This window comes from Mannheimia granulomatis (assembly GCF_013377255.1).
Classification (GTDB): domain Bacteria; phylum Pseudomonadota; class Gammaproteobacteria; order Enterobacterales; family Pasteurellaceae; genus Mannheimia; species Mannheimia granulomatis.
Window position 1 is genome coordinate 2,147,697 of record NZ_CP016614.1, and the last position, 17,440, is coordinate 2,165,136.

20 protein-coding genes are annotated in these 17,440 nt (G+C 40.7%); 14 read left to right on the plus strand and 6 right to left on the minus strand.

Annotation, left to right across the window (positions count from 1 at the left end; translation table 11 throughout):
• Window positions 1–18: 18 nt before the first annotated feature.
• Window positions 19–846: a Cof-type HAD-IIB family hydrolase gene (locus A6B41_RS10165; protein ID WP_027073590.1), complete on the plus strand. Its 828-nt coding sequence runs from the start codon at window positions 19–21 to the stop codon at window positions 844–846.
• A gap of 44 nt (window positions 847–890) precedes the next feature.
• Here A6B41_RS10165 and A6B41_RS10170 read toward each other — a convergent pair whose 3' ends face one another.
• The 3 genes from A6B41_RS10170 to rplU all read right to left on the minus strand — a co-directional run bounded on the left by A6B41_RS10170 (window position 891) and on the right by rplU (window position 2,494).
• The gene (locus tag A6B41_RS10170; RefSeq protein WP_027073589.1) at window positions 891–1,814 is read right to left on the minus strand and encodes a DMT family transporter; all 924 of its coding nucleotides are present in this window, start codon (window positions 1,812–1,814) and stop codon (window positions 891–893) included.
• Window positions 1,815–1,904: 90 nt separating this feature from the next.
• Window positions 1,905–2,162 carry a 50S ribosomal protein L27 gene (gene rpmA, locus A6B41_RS10175; protein ID WP_027073588.1) on the minus strand — a complete coding sequence of 86 codons (258 nt, stop codon included), beginning with the start codon at window positions 2,160–2,162 and terminating at the stop codon, window positions 1,905–1,907.
• A gap of 20 nt (window positions 2,163–2,182) precedes the next feature.
• The gene (rplU, locus tag A6B41_RS10180) at window positions 2,183–2,494 is read right to left on the minus strand and encodes a 50S ribosomal protein L21 (RefSeq protein WP_027073587.1); all 312 of its coding nucleotides are present in this window, start codon (window positions 2,492–2,494) and stop codon (window positions 2,183–2,185) included.
• 285 nt (window positions 2,495–2,779) lie between these two features.
• Between rplU and ispB the strand changes: the two genes are divergently transcribed.
• The 7 genes from ispB to mutM all read left to right on the plus strand — a co-directional run bounded on the left by ispB (window position 2,780) and on the right by mutM (window position 9,194).
• Window positions 2,780–3,775, plus strand: coding sequence for an octaprenyl diphosphate synthase (gene ispB / locus A6B41_RS10185; protein ID WP_027073586.1), 996 nt, complete (start codon window positions 2,780–2,782; stop codon window positions 3,773–3,775).
• A gap of 105 nt (window positions 3,776–3,880) precedes the next feature.
• Window positions 3,881–4,627: an epoxyqueuosine reductase QueH gene (locus tag A6B41_RS10190; protein WP_027073585.1), complete on the plus strand. Its 747-nt coding sequence runs from the start codon at window positions 3,881–3,883 to the stop codon at window positions 4,625–4,627.
• A 97-nt stretch (window positions 4,628–4,724) separates the two neighbouring features.
• Window positions 4,725–5,660 carry an ACP S-malonyltransferase gene (gene fabD / locus A6B41_RS10195; protein ID WP_027073584.1) on the plus strand — a complete coding sequence of 312 codons (936 nt, stop codon included), beginning with the start codon at window positions 4,725–4,727 and terminating at the stop codon, window positions 5,658–5,660.
• 15 nt (window positions 5,661–5,675) lie between these two features.
• The gene (locus A6B41_RS10200; protein WP_027073583.1) at window positions 5,676–6,155 is read left to right on the plus strand and encodes a hypothetical protein; all 480 of its coding nucleotides are present in this window, start codon (window positions 5,676–5,678) and stop codon (window positions 6,153–6,155) included.
• A 30-nt stretch (window positions 6,156–6,185) separates the two neighbouring features.
• On the plus strand, window positions 6,186–6,908 hold the full coding sequence (gene fabG / locus A6B41_RS10205; RefSeq protein WP_027073582.1) for a 3-oxoacyl-ACP reductase FabG: 723 nt from the start codon (window positions 6,186–6,188) through the stop codon (window positions 6,906–6,908).
• A 116-nt stretch (window positions 6,909–7,024) separates the two neighbouring features.
• Window positions 7,025–8,320 (plus strand): branched-chain amino acid transport system II carrier protein, encoded by a 1,296-nt coding sequence (gene brnQ, locus A6B41_RS10210; RefSeq protein WP_027073581.1) that lies wholly within the window; start codon window positions 7,025–7,027, stop codon window positions 8,318–8,320.
• A 49-nt stretch (window positions 8,321–8,369) separates the two neighbouring features.
• Window positions 8,370–9,194 carry a bifunctional DNA-formamidopyrimidine glycosylase/DNA-(apurinic or apyrimidinic site) lyase gene (mutM, locus tag A6B41_RS10215; RefSeq protein ID WP_027073580.1) on the plus strand — a complete coding sequence of 275 codons (825 nt, stop codon included), beginning with the start codon at window positions 8,370–8,372 and terminating at the stop codon, window positions 9,192–9,194.
• A gap of 61 nt (window positions 9,195–9,255) precedes the next feature.
• On the opposite strand, the gene dtd is transcribed toward mutM, so the two are convergent.
• The 3 genes from dtd to proA are packed head-to-tail and all read right to left on the minus strand — an operon-like array spanning window position 9,256 to window position 11,747.
• Window positions 9,256–9,690 (minus strand): D-aminoacyl-tRNA deacylase, encoded by a 435-nt coding sequence (gene dtd / locus A6B41_RS10220; RefSeq protein ID WP_027073579.1) that lies wholly within the window; start codon window positions 9,688–9,690, stop codon window positions 9,256–9,258.
• Window positions 9,665–10,507 (minus strand): virulence factor BrkB family protein, encoded by an 843-nt coding sequence (locus A6B41_RS10225; RefSeq protein WP_027073578.1) that lies wholly within the window; start codon window positions 10,505–10,507, stop codon window positions 9,665–9,667. The genes dtd and A6B41_RS10225 overlap by 26 nt, the downstream gene beginning before the upstream one ends.
• 1 nt (window position 10,508) lies before the next feature.
• Window positions 10,509–11,747 carry a glutamate-5-semialdehyde dehydrogenase gene (gene proA / locus A6B41_RS10230; protein WP_027073577.1) on the minus strand — a complete coding sequence of 413 codons (1,239 nt, stop codon included), beginning with the start codon at window positions 11,745–11,747 and terminating at the stop codon, window positions 10,509–10,511.
• 216 nt (window positions 11,748–11,963) lie between these two features.
• On the opposite strand from proA, the gene mutL reads away from it, so the two are divergent.
• The 6 genes from mutL to hflX all read left to right on the plus strand — a co-directional run bounded on the left by mutL (window position 11,964) and on the right by hflX (window position 17,345).
• A complete protein-coding gene (mutL, locus tag A6B41_RS10235; RefSeq protein ID WP_027073576.1) occupies window positions 11,964–13,877 on the plus strand; it encodes a DNA mismatch repair endonuclease MutL in 1,914 nt (637 codons plus the stop codon).
• Between the two features lie 62 nt (window positions 13,878–13,939).
• Window positions 13,940–14,230: a nucleotidyltransferase family protein gene (locus A6B41_RS10240; protein ID WP_027073575.1), complete on the plus strand. Its 291-nt coding sequence runs from the start codon at window positions 13,940–13,942 to the stop codon at window positions 14,228–14,230.
• Complete coding sequence (locus A6B41_RS10245) at window positions 14,230–14,589, plus strand: HepT-like ribonuclease domain-containing protein (protein ID WP_027073574.1); 360 nt, start codon at window positions 14,230–14,232, stop codon at window positions 14,587–14,589. Before A6B41_RS10240 ends, A6B41_RS10245 begins: the two co-directional genes overlap by 1 nt.
• Before the next feature lie 49 nt (window positions 14,590–14,638).
• Complete coding sequence (miaA, locus tag A6B41_RS10250) at window positions 14,639–15,592, plus strand: tRNA (adenosine(37)-N6)-dimethylallyltransferase MiaA (protein WP_027073573.1); 954 nt, start codon at window positions 14,639–14,641, stop codon at window positions 15,590–15,592.
• A gap of 72 nt (window positions 15,593–15,664) precedes the next feature.
• Window positions 15,665–15,940, plus strand: a complete 276-nt coding sequence (gene hfq, locus A6B41_RS10255; RefSeq protein WP_027073572.1) for an RNA chaperone Hfq — start codon at window positions 15,665–15,667, stop codon at window positions 15,938–15,940.
• Window positions 15,941–15,959: 19 nt separating this feature from the next.
• On the plus strand, window positions 15,960–17,345 hold the full coding sequence (gene hflX / locus A6B41_RS10260) for a ribosome rescue GTPase HflX (protein ID WP_027073571.1): 1,386 nt from the start codon (window positions 15,960–15,962) through the stop codon (window positions 17,343–17,345).
• Window positions 17,346–17,440 lie beyond the last annotated feature (95 nt).

Sequence of the window (17,440 nt, forward strand, 5' to 3'; positions counted from 1 at the left end):
AAATAAAAGGAAAAGTAGATGAATGCACTAAAACAACCAATAAAAATTGTCTTTTTCGATATTGATGACACTTTATATGTTAAACATAAAACTTATATTCCGGCATCTATCACAGAACAAGTGCTACCTCGCCTAAAAGCAAAGGGTATCATTCCTGCTATCGCTACCGGACGAAATCACGGTTGCTTTCCCAATGCCCTAAAACCTTATCTTAATCCGGAAACCGGTTTTGAGCTTTTTGTTACTATTAACGGGCAATATAATTTCTATAAAGATCGGATAATCAGTGATTATTCATTAAGCTGCGAACAAATTGAGCGAATTATCACGAAAGCGAATGAATTGGGGATTATTTACGCCTTTGTTACACCAATGACAATTGCAGTTTCAGATACTAACCCCATCGTACATGAAGCAGTATTACCGATTACCCCAAATTATCTAATCGATCCTGACTATCACAAAAAAGATTCCCAAGAAAGGGAAGCCATAGTTCAGATGCTTCTATTCTATCCTGAAAGTCAAAAACAAGCGGTTGAAAATAGCGGACTTTTTGCAAATGATTTAAAAGAGGCTCGCTGGCATCCCTATGCAGTTGATATTCTAAGAAAAGAAAATTCAAAAGCCCGAGGCATAAAAGATGTATTAGAACGCCTCAATATTGATATTGAAAGCTCAATGGCATTTGGTGATGGTATTAATGATCTAGAAATGTTACCAACCGTCGGTTTCGGAGTTGCTATGGGAAATGGCGAACCTGAATTAAAAGCAGTGGCGGACTTTGTAACCAAACCGATTGAGGAAGATGGAATCTTATACGCCCTTGAAACCTTAGGAGTGATCTAAAGAAAAGCGGTTGTAAATTGTTTCTAATTTATAACCGCTTGCAATTAAATACGCCTAAATAGCTTATCGCCCGAAATGGCTAAAATGGCTCCGGTCACCACCACAAAAGCCCCTATATAGCTAATCCAATTCATGTCAGGTTCAACAAAAATATCCGGAAAAAAATAATGACCGATAAGTGAAAAAATCATAGTAAAAATCGGCAGCATAGTAGTTACAACACTGACTTTAGATGTATCCCAATAATTAAGTGCTTCACTATAAGCGCCATAACCAATTACCGTATTCAAGCAACAAAAAATAAAACACGCCCAGAGAAATCCACCCTCAATGTTGGTGATCTGTAAGGGTGCAGAAAAAGGGAACATTGTGATTGCACAACCAAAGTAGATAAGCATCAATGCTTGTTGTGCCTTAAATTGGGCCAATAGCAATTTTTGGGCAAGAGCATAAACTACCCATACAAAACTTGCGCCTATACTGAATAAAATCCCTAATGTATAAGTATTTAGCTGCAAAATCTCGCTGAATTTATCATTAAAAAAAGCAATCAACCCCAGAATTAGTAGGCTCGAACCCAGTTTCTGAAAAAAGCCAAATTTTTCATTAAAAAGAAATACACCAAGTAAAATCATAGTAAAAGGTGCCAACAGCCATAATACTTGGTTAGTTGTCGGAGAAATATAATACAATGCTTGTGCAAATAAAAAGAAATTCGCCGATAATCCCAGCACCCCTAAAATGAGCAATCCGAAATCTTTTTTTCTACAAGCGGCCAAGTTTGGTAATTTTTTTGTAAAAACTAAAATGAATAACAACCCCAACGCAGCAGCTAGAAATCTAAACCAAACGAGCGTTTGCGCATTCATAACTGCCATTACTTGCTGTGTCGCAATAGGTGAAGTTCCCCAAGCGATAGCGGTAATTAAGGCAAAAGCAAAACCTAATAAGGGTCGTTGTTGTTTCATTTTTGTTCCTTATATAAAAAATTGAGTACTGATGCTAAAACGTAAAAAACCCCGCCTAAAGCGAGGTTTTTATAATTCATGTTGAAATGATTACTCAGCAATAATGCTCACGTATTTACGGCTCTTTTCGCCTTTCACTTCAAATTTAACTTTACCGTCTACAGTTGCAAATAAAGTGTGGTCTTTACCCATACCTACATTTGTACCTGCGTGGAATTTAGTACCACGTTGACGAACAATGATGCTACCTGCTAATACAGATTCACCACCGAAACGTTTAACACCAAGGCGTTTAGCTTCAGAATCACGACCGTTACGAGTTGAACCACCAGCTTTTTTAGTTGCCATCTACTTGATCTCCTCTGAAATTATGCTTGAATCCCAGTGATTTTCACTTCTGTGAACCACTGACGATGACCTTGTTGTTTACGGCTGTGTTTACGACGACGGAATTTAACGATTTTAACTTTATCGCCACGACCTTGTGCTACAACTTCAGCCACTACTTTCGCACCAGCTAATACAGGTGCACCAATTTTAACATCTTCACCGTTAACGACCATTAACACTGAGTCAAACTCAACTTTCTCACCGGTTGCGATTTCAAGTTTTTCTAAACGAACTACCTGACCTTCACTTACTCGGTGTTGTTTGCCGCCACTTTGGAAAACTGCGTACATATTTACTCCGCTACGTGCCAATTGCTTTTGCTTTTAGGCACTCAATTAATTCATAAAAATAGGGCTGCAATTCTACGGAAAAACGAAAAAAAGAGCAAGTGAGATTTTGATAATTTTTTTAAATTAGCAAAATTTTTCAAAAATCTCAAAAATCAGACCGCTTGCTGTTTTAAAAGATGAAATGACTCGTCCGATTTTATAAGAAAACCGCAATTCTTTTTTGAACAAAGGTTAATTTAAGGTAGAATTGACACAATTTTCATCTTAAAAAAATTAATAGGTTCGATGACAATGCGCTTTTCTTTGGAACAAATCCACGCTCTTGCTAGAGAAGATATGCAAGCAGTGAATGCTGAAATTCTGGCACAACTTAATTCGGAGGTTTTACTGATAAACCAGTTAGGGCATTATATTATTGCCGGCGGCGGTAAACGTATTCGCCCTTTAATTGCAGTATTAGCAGCCAGAGCATTGAATTATACGGGTAAAAAACATATTACTGCAGCGGCTTTTATCGAATTTGTGCATACTGCGACCCTTCTACATGATGATGTGGTGGACGAATCTAATATGCGTCGTGGCAGACCGACTGCGAATGCCTCTTTTGGCAATGCCGCAAGTGTGTTGGTAGGTGATTATATCTATACACGCTCATTCCAAATGATGACAGATTTAGATTCACTTCGAGTGCTAAAAGTCATGTCTGCGGCTACAAATGCTTTAGCAGAGGGTGAAGTTCAACAATTAATGAATGTAAACGATCCAAACACTACTGAAGCAAATTATATGCGTGTAATATATAATAAAACCGCACGTCTATTTGAAGCAGCTACTCAATGTGTTGCTATTGCAGCAGGAGCAAGTGAAGAAATCGAAAATGCGTTAAAAGCTTATGGTTGCTATTTAGGCACTGCATTCCAATTGATTGATGATATTTTAGATTACTCTGCCCAAAGTGAAAGTTTAGGTAAAAATGTAGGAGATGATTTCGTAGAAGGAAAACCAACCCTACCGTTACTACACGCAATGCACGCTGCCGATAAAGCCGGTAATATAGCCCAAGTTGAACTCATTCGTAAAGCTATTGAAAACGGTGGCGAATTGGAACAAATTCCCGACGTCTTGGCAATTATGGCAGAATATCAATCTTTGGATTACGCCATGCAAAAAGCCCGTGAAGAAGCCCAAAAAGCAGTAGATGCTTTAGCTGTATTACCGGAAAGTGAATATAAACAGGCTCTGATCTCACTGGCGTATTTGTCGGTCGATCGTTCATACTGATTTGCAAAAAATCAGCCAAATTTAACCGCTTGTAGGGGCGGGTTTTAACCCGCCCACCATATAAATAGAATTTCGGGTGGGTTGAACTCCACCTATACGAAAAAAATGACAGAACAAAAACAACAACCTCAAGAACATATTGAAAGCGTTCGTGCCCGTCGCCGTGCGCAAAATCAGAAAAAAGACCCGAACACCCCGTTTGTGCGTGAAAAGCTGAGTCTTCCGAACGGACATAACAAACTGCTGCTCCACTCCTGCTGTGCGCCTTGCTCGGGCGAAGTGATGGAAGCGATTCACGCCTCGGGAATAGAATTTACCATCTACTTCTACAACCCGAACATTCATCCGATGAAGGAGTACCTGATCCGCAAAGAGGAGAATATCCGCTTCGCCGAAAAGTGGGGCATTCCGTTTATCGATTTTGATGACGACTATGAAAACGACCGCCGTGAGTGGTTCCAAAAAGCCAAAGGTATGGAATGGGAGCCGGAGCGTGGTATTCGCTGCACCATGTGCTTCGATATGCGCTTTGAAAAAGCCGCCGAATACGCCCACAACAACGGCTTCCCTGTGTTTACCAGCTGTTTAGGCATTTCTCGCTGGAAAGATATGAACCAAATCAACGACTGCGGCCACCGTGCGGCAGCGAAATTTGATGATGTAGTTTATTGGGACTACAACTGGCGTAAAGGCGGCGGCTCGCAACGAATGATCGAAATCAGCAAACGTGAACGCTTCTACCAACAAGAGTATTGCGGCTGTGTCTATTCCTTACGTGATTCCAACAAATGGCGATTAGAAACAGGCCGTGAGCGAATTGAAATCGGCAAACTTTATTATTCGCCGGATTAGACTATGGTGTAGCTGTTAATGCTCCAATGAACAAGCTCCCCTCTTTAGAAAAGAGGGGAACTGATCACTAAAATTTCAAAAAGAGGATAAAAAAACAATGTCAAAATTCGCAATGGTTTTCCCAGGACAAGGCTCACAAGCTGTTGGTATGCTTGCTGATCTTGCACCACAATTTCCTATCATAGAAAAAACATTTGCTGAGGCAAGTGAGGTTTTAGGCTATGATTTATGGAATTTAGTACAAAACGGGACAGCTGAAGATTTAGGTCAAACTCAACGCACACAGCCGGCTTTATTGGCAGCGTCGGTTGCCCTTTATCGTGTATGGCAAGAGAAATTCCCTGAGCAAAAACCGGCAGTAATGGCTGGCCATAGCTTAGGTGAATATTCCGCATTAGTGTGTGCCGGCGTGTTAAATTTCCAAGATGCAATCAAATTAGTCGAATTGCGTGGTAATGCAATGCAACAAGCTGTTCCTGCTGGCAGCGGTGCGATGTTTGCGATTATAGGCTTGGATAATGAGGCGATTATTAAGGCGTGTGAGCAAGCAGCAAGCGAGACCGGTGAAATTGTGTCGGCAGTAAACTTCAACAGCCCGGGGCAAGTGGTAATCGCCGGCACGAAAGCCGCAGCGGAAAAAGCAGGCGAATTATGTAAAGCAGCTGGAGCAAAACGTGCTTTACCACTCGCCGTAAGCGTGCCTTCACATTGTGCATTAATGAAACCGGCGGCAGAAAAATTAGCAACCGCTTTGCAAAATATCACCCTAAATCAACCGCTTGTACCGGTTATCAATAACGTGGATGTTGCAGTTGAAACTAATGCAGAAGCAATTCGCAACGCATTAGTGCGCCAACTGTATAGCCCTGTTCGCTGGACGGAAACGGTCGAGAAAATGGCTCAAGACGGTGTTACCACTTTATACGAAATCGGGCCGGGTAAAGTATTGACAGGCTTAACAAGCCGTATTGTAAAAGAATTGAATGCTAAAGCAGTGAATGATGTGGCAAGCTTTGAGGGTATTGAGGCTTAAATTACGGAGCTAAAAATGAAAAAAGAAACAGTATTTTTGCTGATAAGCGTATTAATCGCCTTAGTAATTGTACCTATTAGCTATCTTTTTAGTGTAATAGAAGAAATTGATGAATTTAATCTGCTCGCAATAAATACAGGGATACTTGCTATCGTTTCAGGTTGTTCATTTTTAGTCTATTTCCTTAGATTCAATCCTAAAATCCGCCATGCCTTTATTGGTGGTGCAGCTCTTACAGCTGCAGCTATTCAGGCATGGGTTATTTATGGTGTGCTGTTAAGCAACGGCGATCCCAAAGGTACGGTCGTCTTATTCCAACTTTATCTATTTAGTAGTGTAGGACCTTTATTGCTTTCAAGCATCTGGGCATTTTCTCTCCCACCTTGCATTTATCCATTGCAAGGAGGTTCCGTAAAATATGCTTTATTTGGTGGTTTAACAACTGCAATAAACTATGTACTCACTCTTTTTATTTTTTATGTTTTAACTATTTAACTAAGCAATAGTTATTATTCAGGAGAATGTATGAAAAAAATCGCATTAGTCACGGGTGCAACTCGTGGTATCGGTAAAGCGATTGCCGAAGAATTAGTCGCAAAAGGTTATACCGTAATCGGTACCGCGACTTCAGAAAAAGGTGCCGAGTCAATTTCTGCTTACTTAGGCGAAAACGGCAAAGGCTTAGTATTAAATGTTGCTGATGCAGAATCTATTGATTCAGTGTTAAAACAAATCAAAGAGAGCTTTGGTGATATTGATGTGTTAGTAAACAACGCCGGTATTACCCGTGACGGCTTATTAATGCGTATGAAAGATGATGATTGGTTCGATATTATCCAAACCAACCTCACTTCTGTTTACCGCTTATCCAAAGCTGTGTTACGCCCGATGATGAAAAAAGGCGGTCGTATTATCAGTATTGGCTCCGTGGTTGGCTCAATGGGTAACCCGGGTCAAACAAACTACTGTGCAGCAAAAGCCGGCTTAGTGGGCTTTTCAAAATCGTTAGCAAAAGAAGTTGCTAGTCGTGGCATTACGGTAAACGTGGTGGCACCGGGCTTTATCGCAACAGATATGACCGATGAATTAAACGAAGATCAACGTAATGCTATTTTAAGCCAAATCCCTGCAGGCGAACTCGGCTCACCACAGGATATCGCTAAAGCCGTAGCGTTCTTAGCTTCAGATGATGCTCGTTACATCAATGGTGAAACCATTCATGTGAACGGTGGTTTATACATGGGCTAAGCTGTAACAAGCGGTCTTTTTTCAGCCGAACTTTGTAAATATTACAAAGTTCGGTTTTATCGTTTTTTATTTTGTGTTGTTGCCTCCTTTAGCAGGCAAAAAAGTGTAAATGTGTTATGACTAGAAATACCTTAGTGGTCGGCTTTTTGCTGTTTGCCATTTTTTTCGGGGCGGGGAATTTAATCTTTCCGCCAAAATTGGGCTTTGAAAGCGGTGCGGAATTTGCATCTGCTATTTCAGGTTTTGTATTAACAGGTGTCGGTCTTCCGTTATTAGGCATTGTGGTTAGCGCATTCTATAATGGTGGCTATAAATCAGCGCTAGACAAAATCCACCCCTATTTTTCGCTGATTTTCTTAATTTCTATTTATCTGGCAATCGGACCATTTTTTGCCGGACCTCGTACTGCGGCAACTGCATACGAAATGGCCTTAATGCCGTTTTTAGGGGAATCAAGCCAACTTTCCATGCTGATTTTTACCCTGGTTTATTTCATCCTTACCCTTTGGTTGGCAATTAATCCGACTAAAGTGGTCGATCGAATTGGTGCAGTACTTACCCCAATTTTACTCATCGCTATCATTGCCTTAGTGGTACGGGCAAGCATGATTTTAACTGGTGACAGCCCATTAGCAACGACTCAACCGACTGAGCAATCTTACTTCTTTAAAGGCATGGTGGATGGCTATCTTACTATGGATGCGCTTGCTTCATTAGCCTACTCAGTGATTGTACTCCATGCCATTCGAGGAAAAAGCACTAGCCAAGCCTCACTACAAAGACAAACCGTTGCCGCAGGCTTAGTGGCAGCAGTAGCTCTTGCGGTAATTTATATTGGATTAGGCTGGATTGGGAATAACATTCCTATGAGTGCAGAAACGCTGGCAATGCTTGCTGAAAAAAAATTGGATATGGGAACCTATATTCTCAATACCATTACTACCCAAGCTTTTGGTGAACTCGGACGCGCTGTATTAGGTATTATCGTTTCCCTTGCTTGCTTAACAACTGCTGTAGGTTTAGCAGTATCAGTAAGCGAATATTTCAATGAGATTTTCCCGAAAATATCTTATAAAGTCTATGCAATACTCTTTACTGTTATTAGCTTTATTATCGCAAACCAAGGCTTAAAAGAGGTTATTAGCAAATCTATTCCAGTGTTATTGGTGCTCTATCCGATTGCGATGACTATCATTTTTATGCTGTTAATTAATTTAGTGATTAAGCTGCCTCTTACCGCACAACGCCTATCACTTTTATTGGTAACAGTTGTTGCGATTGCCTCGGTTGCCGGTGTAGGATTTACTGAGAGTTTACCACTGAAAGCCTATTCTATGGAGTGGTTACCTTTTGCCGTTATTGGTTGCGTAGTTGGAGCAATACTGCACCCACTTATCAGCAGAAAAGCATAAATCCAGTCAAGGCAGTGATAATTCACTGCCTATTTTTTAGGAGAAAACAATGCCTGAATTACCCGAAGTTGAAACAAGCGTGAGAGGTGTAGAGCCTTATTTGGTGGGGCAAACGATAAAACGGATTATTGTTCGCCAACCTAAATTACGCTGGATGGTAAGCCCGGAAATTATCGCTATGCAAAATGCAAAAATCCATGCTATAGAAAGACGGGCTAAATATCTCATTATCCGAACTACTCAAGGCGATATTTTGCTGCATTTGGGCATGTCCGGCTCGCTGGGGATCTTAAAAGAAGCCCAACAAAAAGAAGCCGGAAAGCACGATCACATTGATCTTGTTACTGAAAATGGCACTATCTTGCGTTATAACGATCCACGCAAGTTCGGCTGTTGGCTTTGGGCAGAAAAAGCAGAAGAACACGAACTGCTGCGTAAACTAGGGCCGGAGCCACTCTCTGAAGCCTTTACGGCAGATTATCTATTTGCAAAAAGTCGCAAAAAAACGACCGCTTGCAAAACCTTTATTATGACTAATGAAGTGGTGGTTGGCGTAGGCAATATCTATGCTTGCGAAAGTCTGTTTATGGCGGGAATTCACCCCGAATTAGCAGCACAGAATCTGACTCAAAAACAGTGCGAACGCTTAGTAAAAGTGATTAAAGAAGTGCTAACCAAAGCAATTATTCAAGGTGGCACCACCCTAAAAGATTTTATTCAACCGGATGGAAAACCGGGCTATTTCGCCCAAGTGCTGCAAGTATATGGGCGAAAAGGTGAAAGCTGTAATGATTGCGGTAGCACGATTGAAGCCAAAGTGATCGGGCAGCGTAACAGCTTTTTCTGTCCAAACTGCCAGAAATTGCCGAAATAAATAGCTTATTAGGATTATTTGGGCAGACAAGTCTGCCCATACTTTTCAAATAAGATATTTTCTAAACCTGTAACCAAAAAGTTACCGGACCGTCATTTTGTAGACTTACTTGCATATCAGCAGCAAATTGCCCTGTTTGCGTATGGATTTTTTGCTTGGCTTGTTGATGAAAATAATTGTATAAACGCTCGGCATCCATAGGTTTTGCACCTTTAGAGAAACTTGGGCGTAAACCTTTGTTAGTATCGGCTGCGAGCGTAAATTGCGAAACCACCAGCAAACTGCCGCCGGCTTGCTGAACGTTGAGGTTCATTTTGCCCTGCTCGTCTGAAAAAACACGGTAATTTAGTACTTTTTCCAGCAGTTTATCTGCTTTCGCCTCATCATCATCTTGTTCAACACCAAGTAAGACCAATAAACCATGTTTAATTTCACCCACAATTTGGTTTTCTACTTCTACTTTCGCCCATTTAACCCGCTGAATTAAGCCTATCATCGTATTCCTTATCCTCTTTAATCTCTTTTAAAATAGCAGTAAATTGACCGCCAAGTAACACCACTTGCCAACTTAATTGAATCCACACAATCATAATAGGCAGCACGGCTAATGCACCATATATGGCTTGATAAGACGGAAAAGTAGTGATATACCAAATAAAGGCCTGTTTTCCTAAAGTAAAGAAAATTGCCGCCAATAATGCCCCAATTGCTGCATGCTTAAATTCAACTTCGGTATTCGGCACAAATTTATACACAAGAGAGAACAATAACCAAATCAATAAAAAAGGGGTAAATTCTAATAAATATTGGCTAAAGGATAATGCCCCATTACCATTAAATATCGCTAACGACATCACATAAGTGCTAATGGCAATACTTGCACCGGCAAGTAAAGGTCCAAATATTAAAATGGCAAAATAGAGCAAAAAAGAGATCAAAATCGACCGCTTGCGACTATTGTGCCAAATGGTATTAAGCGTTTCATCAATGCTTTTAATCAGCATAATCGCCACCACAAATAGACCGATAATACTCACAAGCCCCATTTTCTTCGAATTACTCACGAATAACTCAATATATTCAGAAATCATCTCTCCTGAACTTGGAGCAAAATTATCATAAATAAAAGCTTTGAGCTGTTCGGTCGCCTCATTAAAAACAGGAAAAAACGTAAACATTGAAAACAGCACCATAATTAACGGTACAATTGCAAGCATTGTACTATACGTCAGATAACCTGCTGAAATTGCAATGTTATTTTCCGAGTAACGTTTAGCAAAGAGTTTAATAAATTCAAAAGTCCGCTTTAACATACTATCCTCTAACTAAATAATCACTTTCACACACCCATTTATAGGTAGTTAATGCTTCAAGCCCCATAGGACCTCGAGCATGCAATTTTTGGGTGCTGACCGCTACCTCTGCTCCTAGCCCAAATTCACCGCCGTCAGTAAAACGGGTACTGGAGTTAATGTAAACAGCGGCAGCATCCACTTGTTGCACAAATTGGCGGGCAAGTTGGTAATCTGAGGTTAAAATCCCCTCTGAATGTTGCGAACCATAGCGGCGAATATGTGCCACTGCTTCCTCTAAACCATTAACCACTACAACATTTAAATCAAGTGAAAGCCATTCTTGGCTTAACTTTTCTACATCAAGCGGTTCAATTCCATCAATTTTTTGCAAATCGTTACTGTGAATAGTAACCCCCAAACTATCCATTCTTGCGATCAATTTAGGTAAAAACTCAACGGCGATTGCTTTATCCACCAATAAGGTTTCAAGAGTATTGCAGGTGCTCGGTCGCTGGGTTTTGGCATTAGCAATAACATCAAGGGATTTTTCTTGATCTGCGGTTTTCTCCACAAATAAATGGCACACACCAATACCACCAACAATCACCGGAATAGTGGAATTTTCTTTACAGAATTGGTGCAAACCTGCTCCGCCACGTGGGATCACCATATCAATATAGCGATCTAATTTCAGCAATTCTAATAATAAAGTGCGATCCGGATCGGTTACTGCCTGTACTGCTAATTTCGGCAAACCGGCTTTTTCTAGGGCATCTTGCACCACATCAACTAACACCGCGTTGGTAAATTTCGTCTCTTTACCGCCACGTAAAATCACCGCATTGCCTGTTTTTAAGCAAAGGGAAGCGACATCAATCGTGACATTCGGACGAGCTTCGTAAATGGTTAAAATCACCCCTAAAGGCACACGTTGGCGTTCAATTTTTAATCCGCTATTTAATACGCCACCGTCTATCACTTGCCCCACAGGATCAGCTAATTTCGCTACATTTCGTACATCATTTGCGATACTTTTTAAACGGCTTTCATTTAATAATAAACGGTCAATAATCGCCAAAGATATCCCTTGTGATTGAGCAAATTCAATGTCCTTCGCATTGGCATACAAAATTTCTGTTGCACGTTGTTCAAGATTATCAGCAATAGTAAGTAAGGCTTGATTTTTTTGCAGACTACCGAATTGTGCCAGCTCAAAACTGGCTTGTTTAGCTTGCTTGGCAAGGTCTTTCATTTGCATACTTTAATTCTCTTTTTATTAACATTAACCATAATCTAACATGTTCTTTTATGTGAAGAAATATGCAAAAGGGAAGAAAATTGGATAAAATGGGGAAATTTGTAGGTAAATGACTTTTGTTAAACTCTCTATATCTCCTCCCTCTTTAGAAAAGAGAGGGAGCTACATCAGGCATAAAATATATTTACCTTACTATAAAATACTCTAGGCAAAACAATGACAAACGAAACCCCAAAACAACTTATCCATATTCTACCTCCACAACTGGCAAACCAAATTGCTGCCGGTGAGGTGGTGGAACGCCCAGCGTCTGTGGTGAAAGAGTTGGTAGAAAACAGCTTAGATGCCGGAGCAAATCATATTCAAATCGATATTGAAAAAGGCGGCTCGCAGTTAATCCGTATTCGAGATAACGGCTGTGGCATCGCCAAATTAGACTTGCCGTTAGCTCTCGCCCGTCACGCTACCAGTAAAATCAGTAGTCTAGAAGACCTAGAAGCAATCTTAAGTCTTGGATTTCGTGGAGAAGCACTTGCCAGTATCAGCTCGGTTTCACGCCTCACGCTAACCTCTCGCACCGCAGAACAAAGCGAGGCATGGCAAGCCTACACTCAAGGGAGGGAAATGGAAGTGGAAATTCAACCTGCTTCTCACCCAATCGGTACAACCATTGAAGTGGCAAACCTGTTTTTCAATACGCCTGCACGCCGTAAATTTCTACGCACCGATAAAACCGAATTTACCCATATTGATGAAGTGGTTCGCCGCATTGCGCTTGCCAAACCGAATATCAGCTTTACGCTAAGCCACAATGGCAAAATCGTCCGCCAGTACCGCAAAGTACAAGACAACTCGGTTGAACAGCAACAAAAACGAGTTGCCGCGATTTGTGGAGATGACTTTATTCAACAAGCCACTCATATTGACTGGCAACATGGCGATTTACATTTACACGGTTGGATTGGCTCGCCTGCCCTTGCTCGCCCACAAAACGATCTCTGCTATAGCTATGTGAACGGGCGAATGATGCGGGATAAAACCATCAACCACGCCATTCGCCAAGCCTATGGCGACAGCATTGCTGCCGGAAACTATCCAACTTTTGTGTTGTTTTTGGATTTAGATCCGGCTATGGTGGATGTGAACGTTCACCCTGCCAAACATGAAGTACGTTTTCATCAAGGAAGACTGGTACACGATTTTATTTTACAAGGGGTTAACAATAGCCTAGAGCAAGGGCAAACAACTCTAGCTCTGCATGATGAACTCAATGAGCCATTACCACCCACTTATGGAAAAGATACCAACCGCCAAGCGGCAGGACAGAATATCTTTGTAGAATCTGTAGAATTTCAGCCAACACAAGCGGTCAAATTTTCCGAAAAAAATGCAAATCGCTCAAGCTATACGCCTAAATTTGAGCGAAGCCACAGCGTGAGTTCACCAGCTCAAAAATGGTATAAAGAGCTAATCAGCAACAATGGACGAAATGATGTTCCACAAACTGAATCCGGCCCAAAAACCACACTCGAAACACCAAACTTTGCATCAAACGTAGAAATCAAGCAGGATGTTCAAACTAAAACGGCTTCGCAAAAAATTAGCGATATTACACCGCTTGCAAGCCATCATTCACAGGCGTTAGCGATTGTAAAAAACCAAGCAATATTAATGAAAGAGAACGAGGATTTTTACCTTATTTCTCTAGCTCAATTATCACAACTTAAATTTGCTTACCAACTAAGCAAAGGGCAATCTCAAGCGTTATTGATTCCACTTAACCTTACTTTAGATGAGCAACAAGCCGAACATTGGCAAAAGTATAAAGAGGAATTAGCCAAGCTCGGTTTTTCCATTACCGAAAAACATTGGCAACAGCAAACCCGCTTAACGGTGTTATCAGTGCCGCAACCACTTCGGGAGCAGAACTTACAACAGCTTTTATTTGCGTTATTTAACCAAACACAAGCGGTTAATTTAACCAAATTTTTTGCAAAAAAATGCGAAATTCCAACCGCTTGCACGCTGAGTGATGTGGTGACACAGCTCTCAGAAATCGAACTTTACCCGAATGGAAAAAAGGAGATTGAGGAGGTTAGGAAAGAAGTGGATTTTTCTCATTTATTATAGCTGTTAAATATCGGTCAATATCTAGCTTAATATGCTATACTTCCTTGAAAACAGGGGGAAATATGATTCCGTCTCAACTTCTAAAAGAAAAACACGCGGAAATTATGGCTATTAGCCGTCAATTTGCAATTGAAAACTTACGCGTTTTTGGCTCTGTTGCCAAAGGAATTGACACCGAAGAAAGTGATTTGGATATTTTAGTTGATACCACACCTAAAACTACAATCTTTGATTTATGTGGTTTACAAATGGAGTTAGAAGAATTATTGGGAATAAAAGTAGATGTGCTTACACCCCGTAGTTTGCCTGAAAAATTCCGCCAGCAGGTATTAAATGAAGCAAGGGTATTATAATGAGTACTGAATATCGAATTCCTGATTATTTAGAAAAAATACGTGGTTTATGTCTAGATATTCAAGCCTTTATTGATGGTGTTTCACTTGAAGAATTTCTAGACGATAAATGTATTGAAAATGCAGTTGCAATGAGCTTGATTGCAATGGGTGAAATCGTCACTGTAATTCATCACAAACACCCAGAATTCTTGCTGGAACATAAACACATTCCTTGGAAATATATGCGTGGTATGCGAAATATTATTGCTCACGGTTATTTTGAATTAGATTTTGAAGTGATATATGAAACAGCAAATGAATCAATTCCTGAATTATTAACTCAAATTAATGAATTAATTGATAAATTAGATAAATAACCAGACGAAAGCGAACCCAAGTTCGCTTTCTCATTTTAAAAAGATAACAATGACTCAAAAACCCCTCGCAATATTTTTAATGGGCCCGACAGCGTCAGGTAAAACCGATTTAGCGATTGCGTTACGCCAGCAATTGCCGGTTGAGGTGATTAGTGTCGATTCCGCCTTAATTTACAAAGGCATGGATATTGGCACGGCGAAACCGAGCAAAGCGGAATTAGCATTAGCTCCTCATCGTTTAATTGATATTTTAGACCCGGCGGAAAGTTATTCAGCGATGAATTTCCACGCCGATGCCCTACGTGAAATGGCAGAAATTACCGCTCAAGGCAAAATTCCGCTGCTTGTCGGCGGCACCATGCTTTATTACAAAGCGTTGCTTGAAGGGTTATCTCCATTGCCTTCTGCCAATCCTACTATTCGAACAGAAATTGAAGCCAAAGCGGAACAATTTGGTTGGGCTAGCTTGCATAAAGAGCTGGCAAAAATCGATCCTGTTGCCGGCGCTAGAATTAACCAAAATGATAGCCAACGGATCAACCGTGCGTTAGAGGTGTTTTACATCACAGGCAAAACAATGACTGAACTCACTGCTCAACAAGGTGAGGCTTTGCCTTATAACATTTTACAATTTGCGATCGCCCCCGAAGATCGCGCTGTTTTACACCAACGTATTGAGCAACGTTTTCATAAAATGATCGATTTAGGCTTTGAGGATGAAGTCAAGCGGTTGTTTTTACGCAAAGATTTACACATTAACTTACCTTCTATTCGTTGTGTGGGTTACCGCCAAATGTGGGAATATCTGCAAGGAGATATTTCACTCGACGAGGCAATATTTAAAGGAATCTGTGCAACCCGGCAGCTGGCTAAACGCCAAATTACATGGCTACGTAGTTGGTCAGGTGAAGTAACTTGGCTTGATAGTTTAGCTCCGACCAGTTCTCAAACAAAAATGATTGAAAAGATCGATCATTATTTAAATAATTGTGATAATATCTAACCGCCTTTGGCACTTATATAATTATTCACTGTCTTAATAACACAGTACACAACAATAAAAAGGGAAAACAAAATGGCAAAAGGTCAATCTTTACAAGATCCATATTTGAATGCACTTCGTCGTGAGCGTATTCCTGTTTCAATTTATTTAGTTAACGGCATTAAATTACAAGGTCAAATCGAGTCTTTCGATCAATTTGTGATTTTATTAAAAAATACAGTAAGCCAAATGGTGTATAAACATGCTATTTCAACGGTTGTTCCTGCTCGTGCATTATCACACAACAATAACAACAACCAACACCAGCAAGCCCAGCCTGTAGCTGAAGTTACTGAACAAACGGAATAATTGAATTATTAACACGAAAATGTTAAACGAATCACTGCCAAACTCAGAAGACGATTCTGCGTTTGGCTTTGCTTTATCTGAAGCAAGCCAAATATCAGCAATCAACGCGCAAACCGAACACGAAAAAGACAAAGCCATTCTTGTCCATCTCTATCTTGGTCAACATAAAGATGTGGAAAATCTGCTTGAATTTAAAACCCTTGCCGAATCTGCCGGTGTAGAAGTACTGGCAACGCTGACTACCAGTCGGCCAAGCCCACATATTAAATACTACGTTGGACAAGGCAAAGCAGAGGAAATTGCAGATGCTGTTGAGTCACTTGGAGCTACAGTTGTATTGGTAAACCATCAACTTAGCCCGGCACAGGCTCGTAATCTACAATCGTTATGCGGCTGCCGAGTGGTGGATAGAACAGGGTTGATCCTAGATATTTTTGCTCAACGAGCAAGATCGCACGAAGGGAAATTACAAGTAGAACTGGCACAACTTCGCCATTTATCCACACGTCTTGTCCGCCGTGTCACCAACCAAGATCAGCAAAAAGGTGGATCCGTTGGCTTACGCGGCCCGGGGGAAACGCAGTTAGAGACCGATCGCCGTTTAATTAAAGTACGGATCCAACAACTGTTAAATCGATTAGAAAAGGTCAACAAACAGCGAAACCAAAACCGCAAAACACGTCAAAAAGCAGATATTCCTACCGTCTCATTAGTTGGTTACACTAATGCAGGCAAATCGACCCTTTTTAACGCTATTACTGATGCCGGTGTGTATGCAGCTGATCAGCTATTTGCTACGCTAGATCCTACCCTTAGACGTATTCAAGTGAAAGATGTTGGTACAACTATTCTTGCCGACACGGTAGGTTTTATCCGATTTTTACCGCACGATTTGGTTTCAGCCTTCAAATCTACCCTGCAAGAAACCACTGAAGCAACGCTACTTCTGCACGTTATTGATGCTGCTGATGATCGTAAAAATGAGAATATTGATGCAGTAAATCAAGTACTTGATGAAATTGAGGCATTGGAAATTCCAACACTGTTGGTGTTTAACAAAGTCGATAAGCTAGAGGGGATTGAGCCTCATATTGAGCGAAATGATGACGGCACACCGATTGCGGTTTACCTTTCCGCTCAAGAAAATCTTGGCATTGAGCTACTGTTCCAAGCGATTCAAGAGCGGCTGCGTAGTAATCTAGTGCGAGAAACTGTGCTACTGCCCGTTACCGCAGGAGCAATTTACACTCAATTTAAAGCGGAAAATTGTATTAAGGCAGAGCATTTTAATGATTTCGGCGACCGAATTCTTAAAATTGAAGTGAATGAAGTACAATGGAACAAATGGCTAAAGCAGTTCCCCGAATTGACAGAATATGCCGAATTGGCAAAGTGGGATAATTAATTCTTCTTAACTCCATTCCTAAACGACAAGCGGTTATTTTTTACTAAGAAATTGCAAAATCCATTTGCAAAACAATAGTAAAAAATAACCGCTTG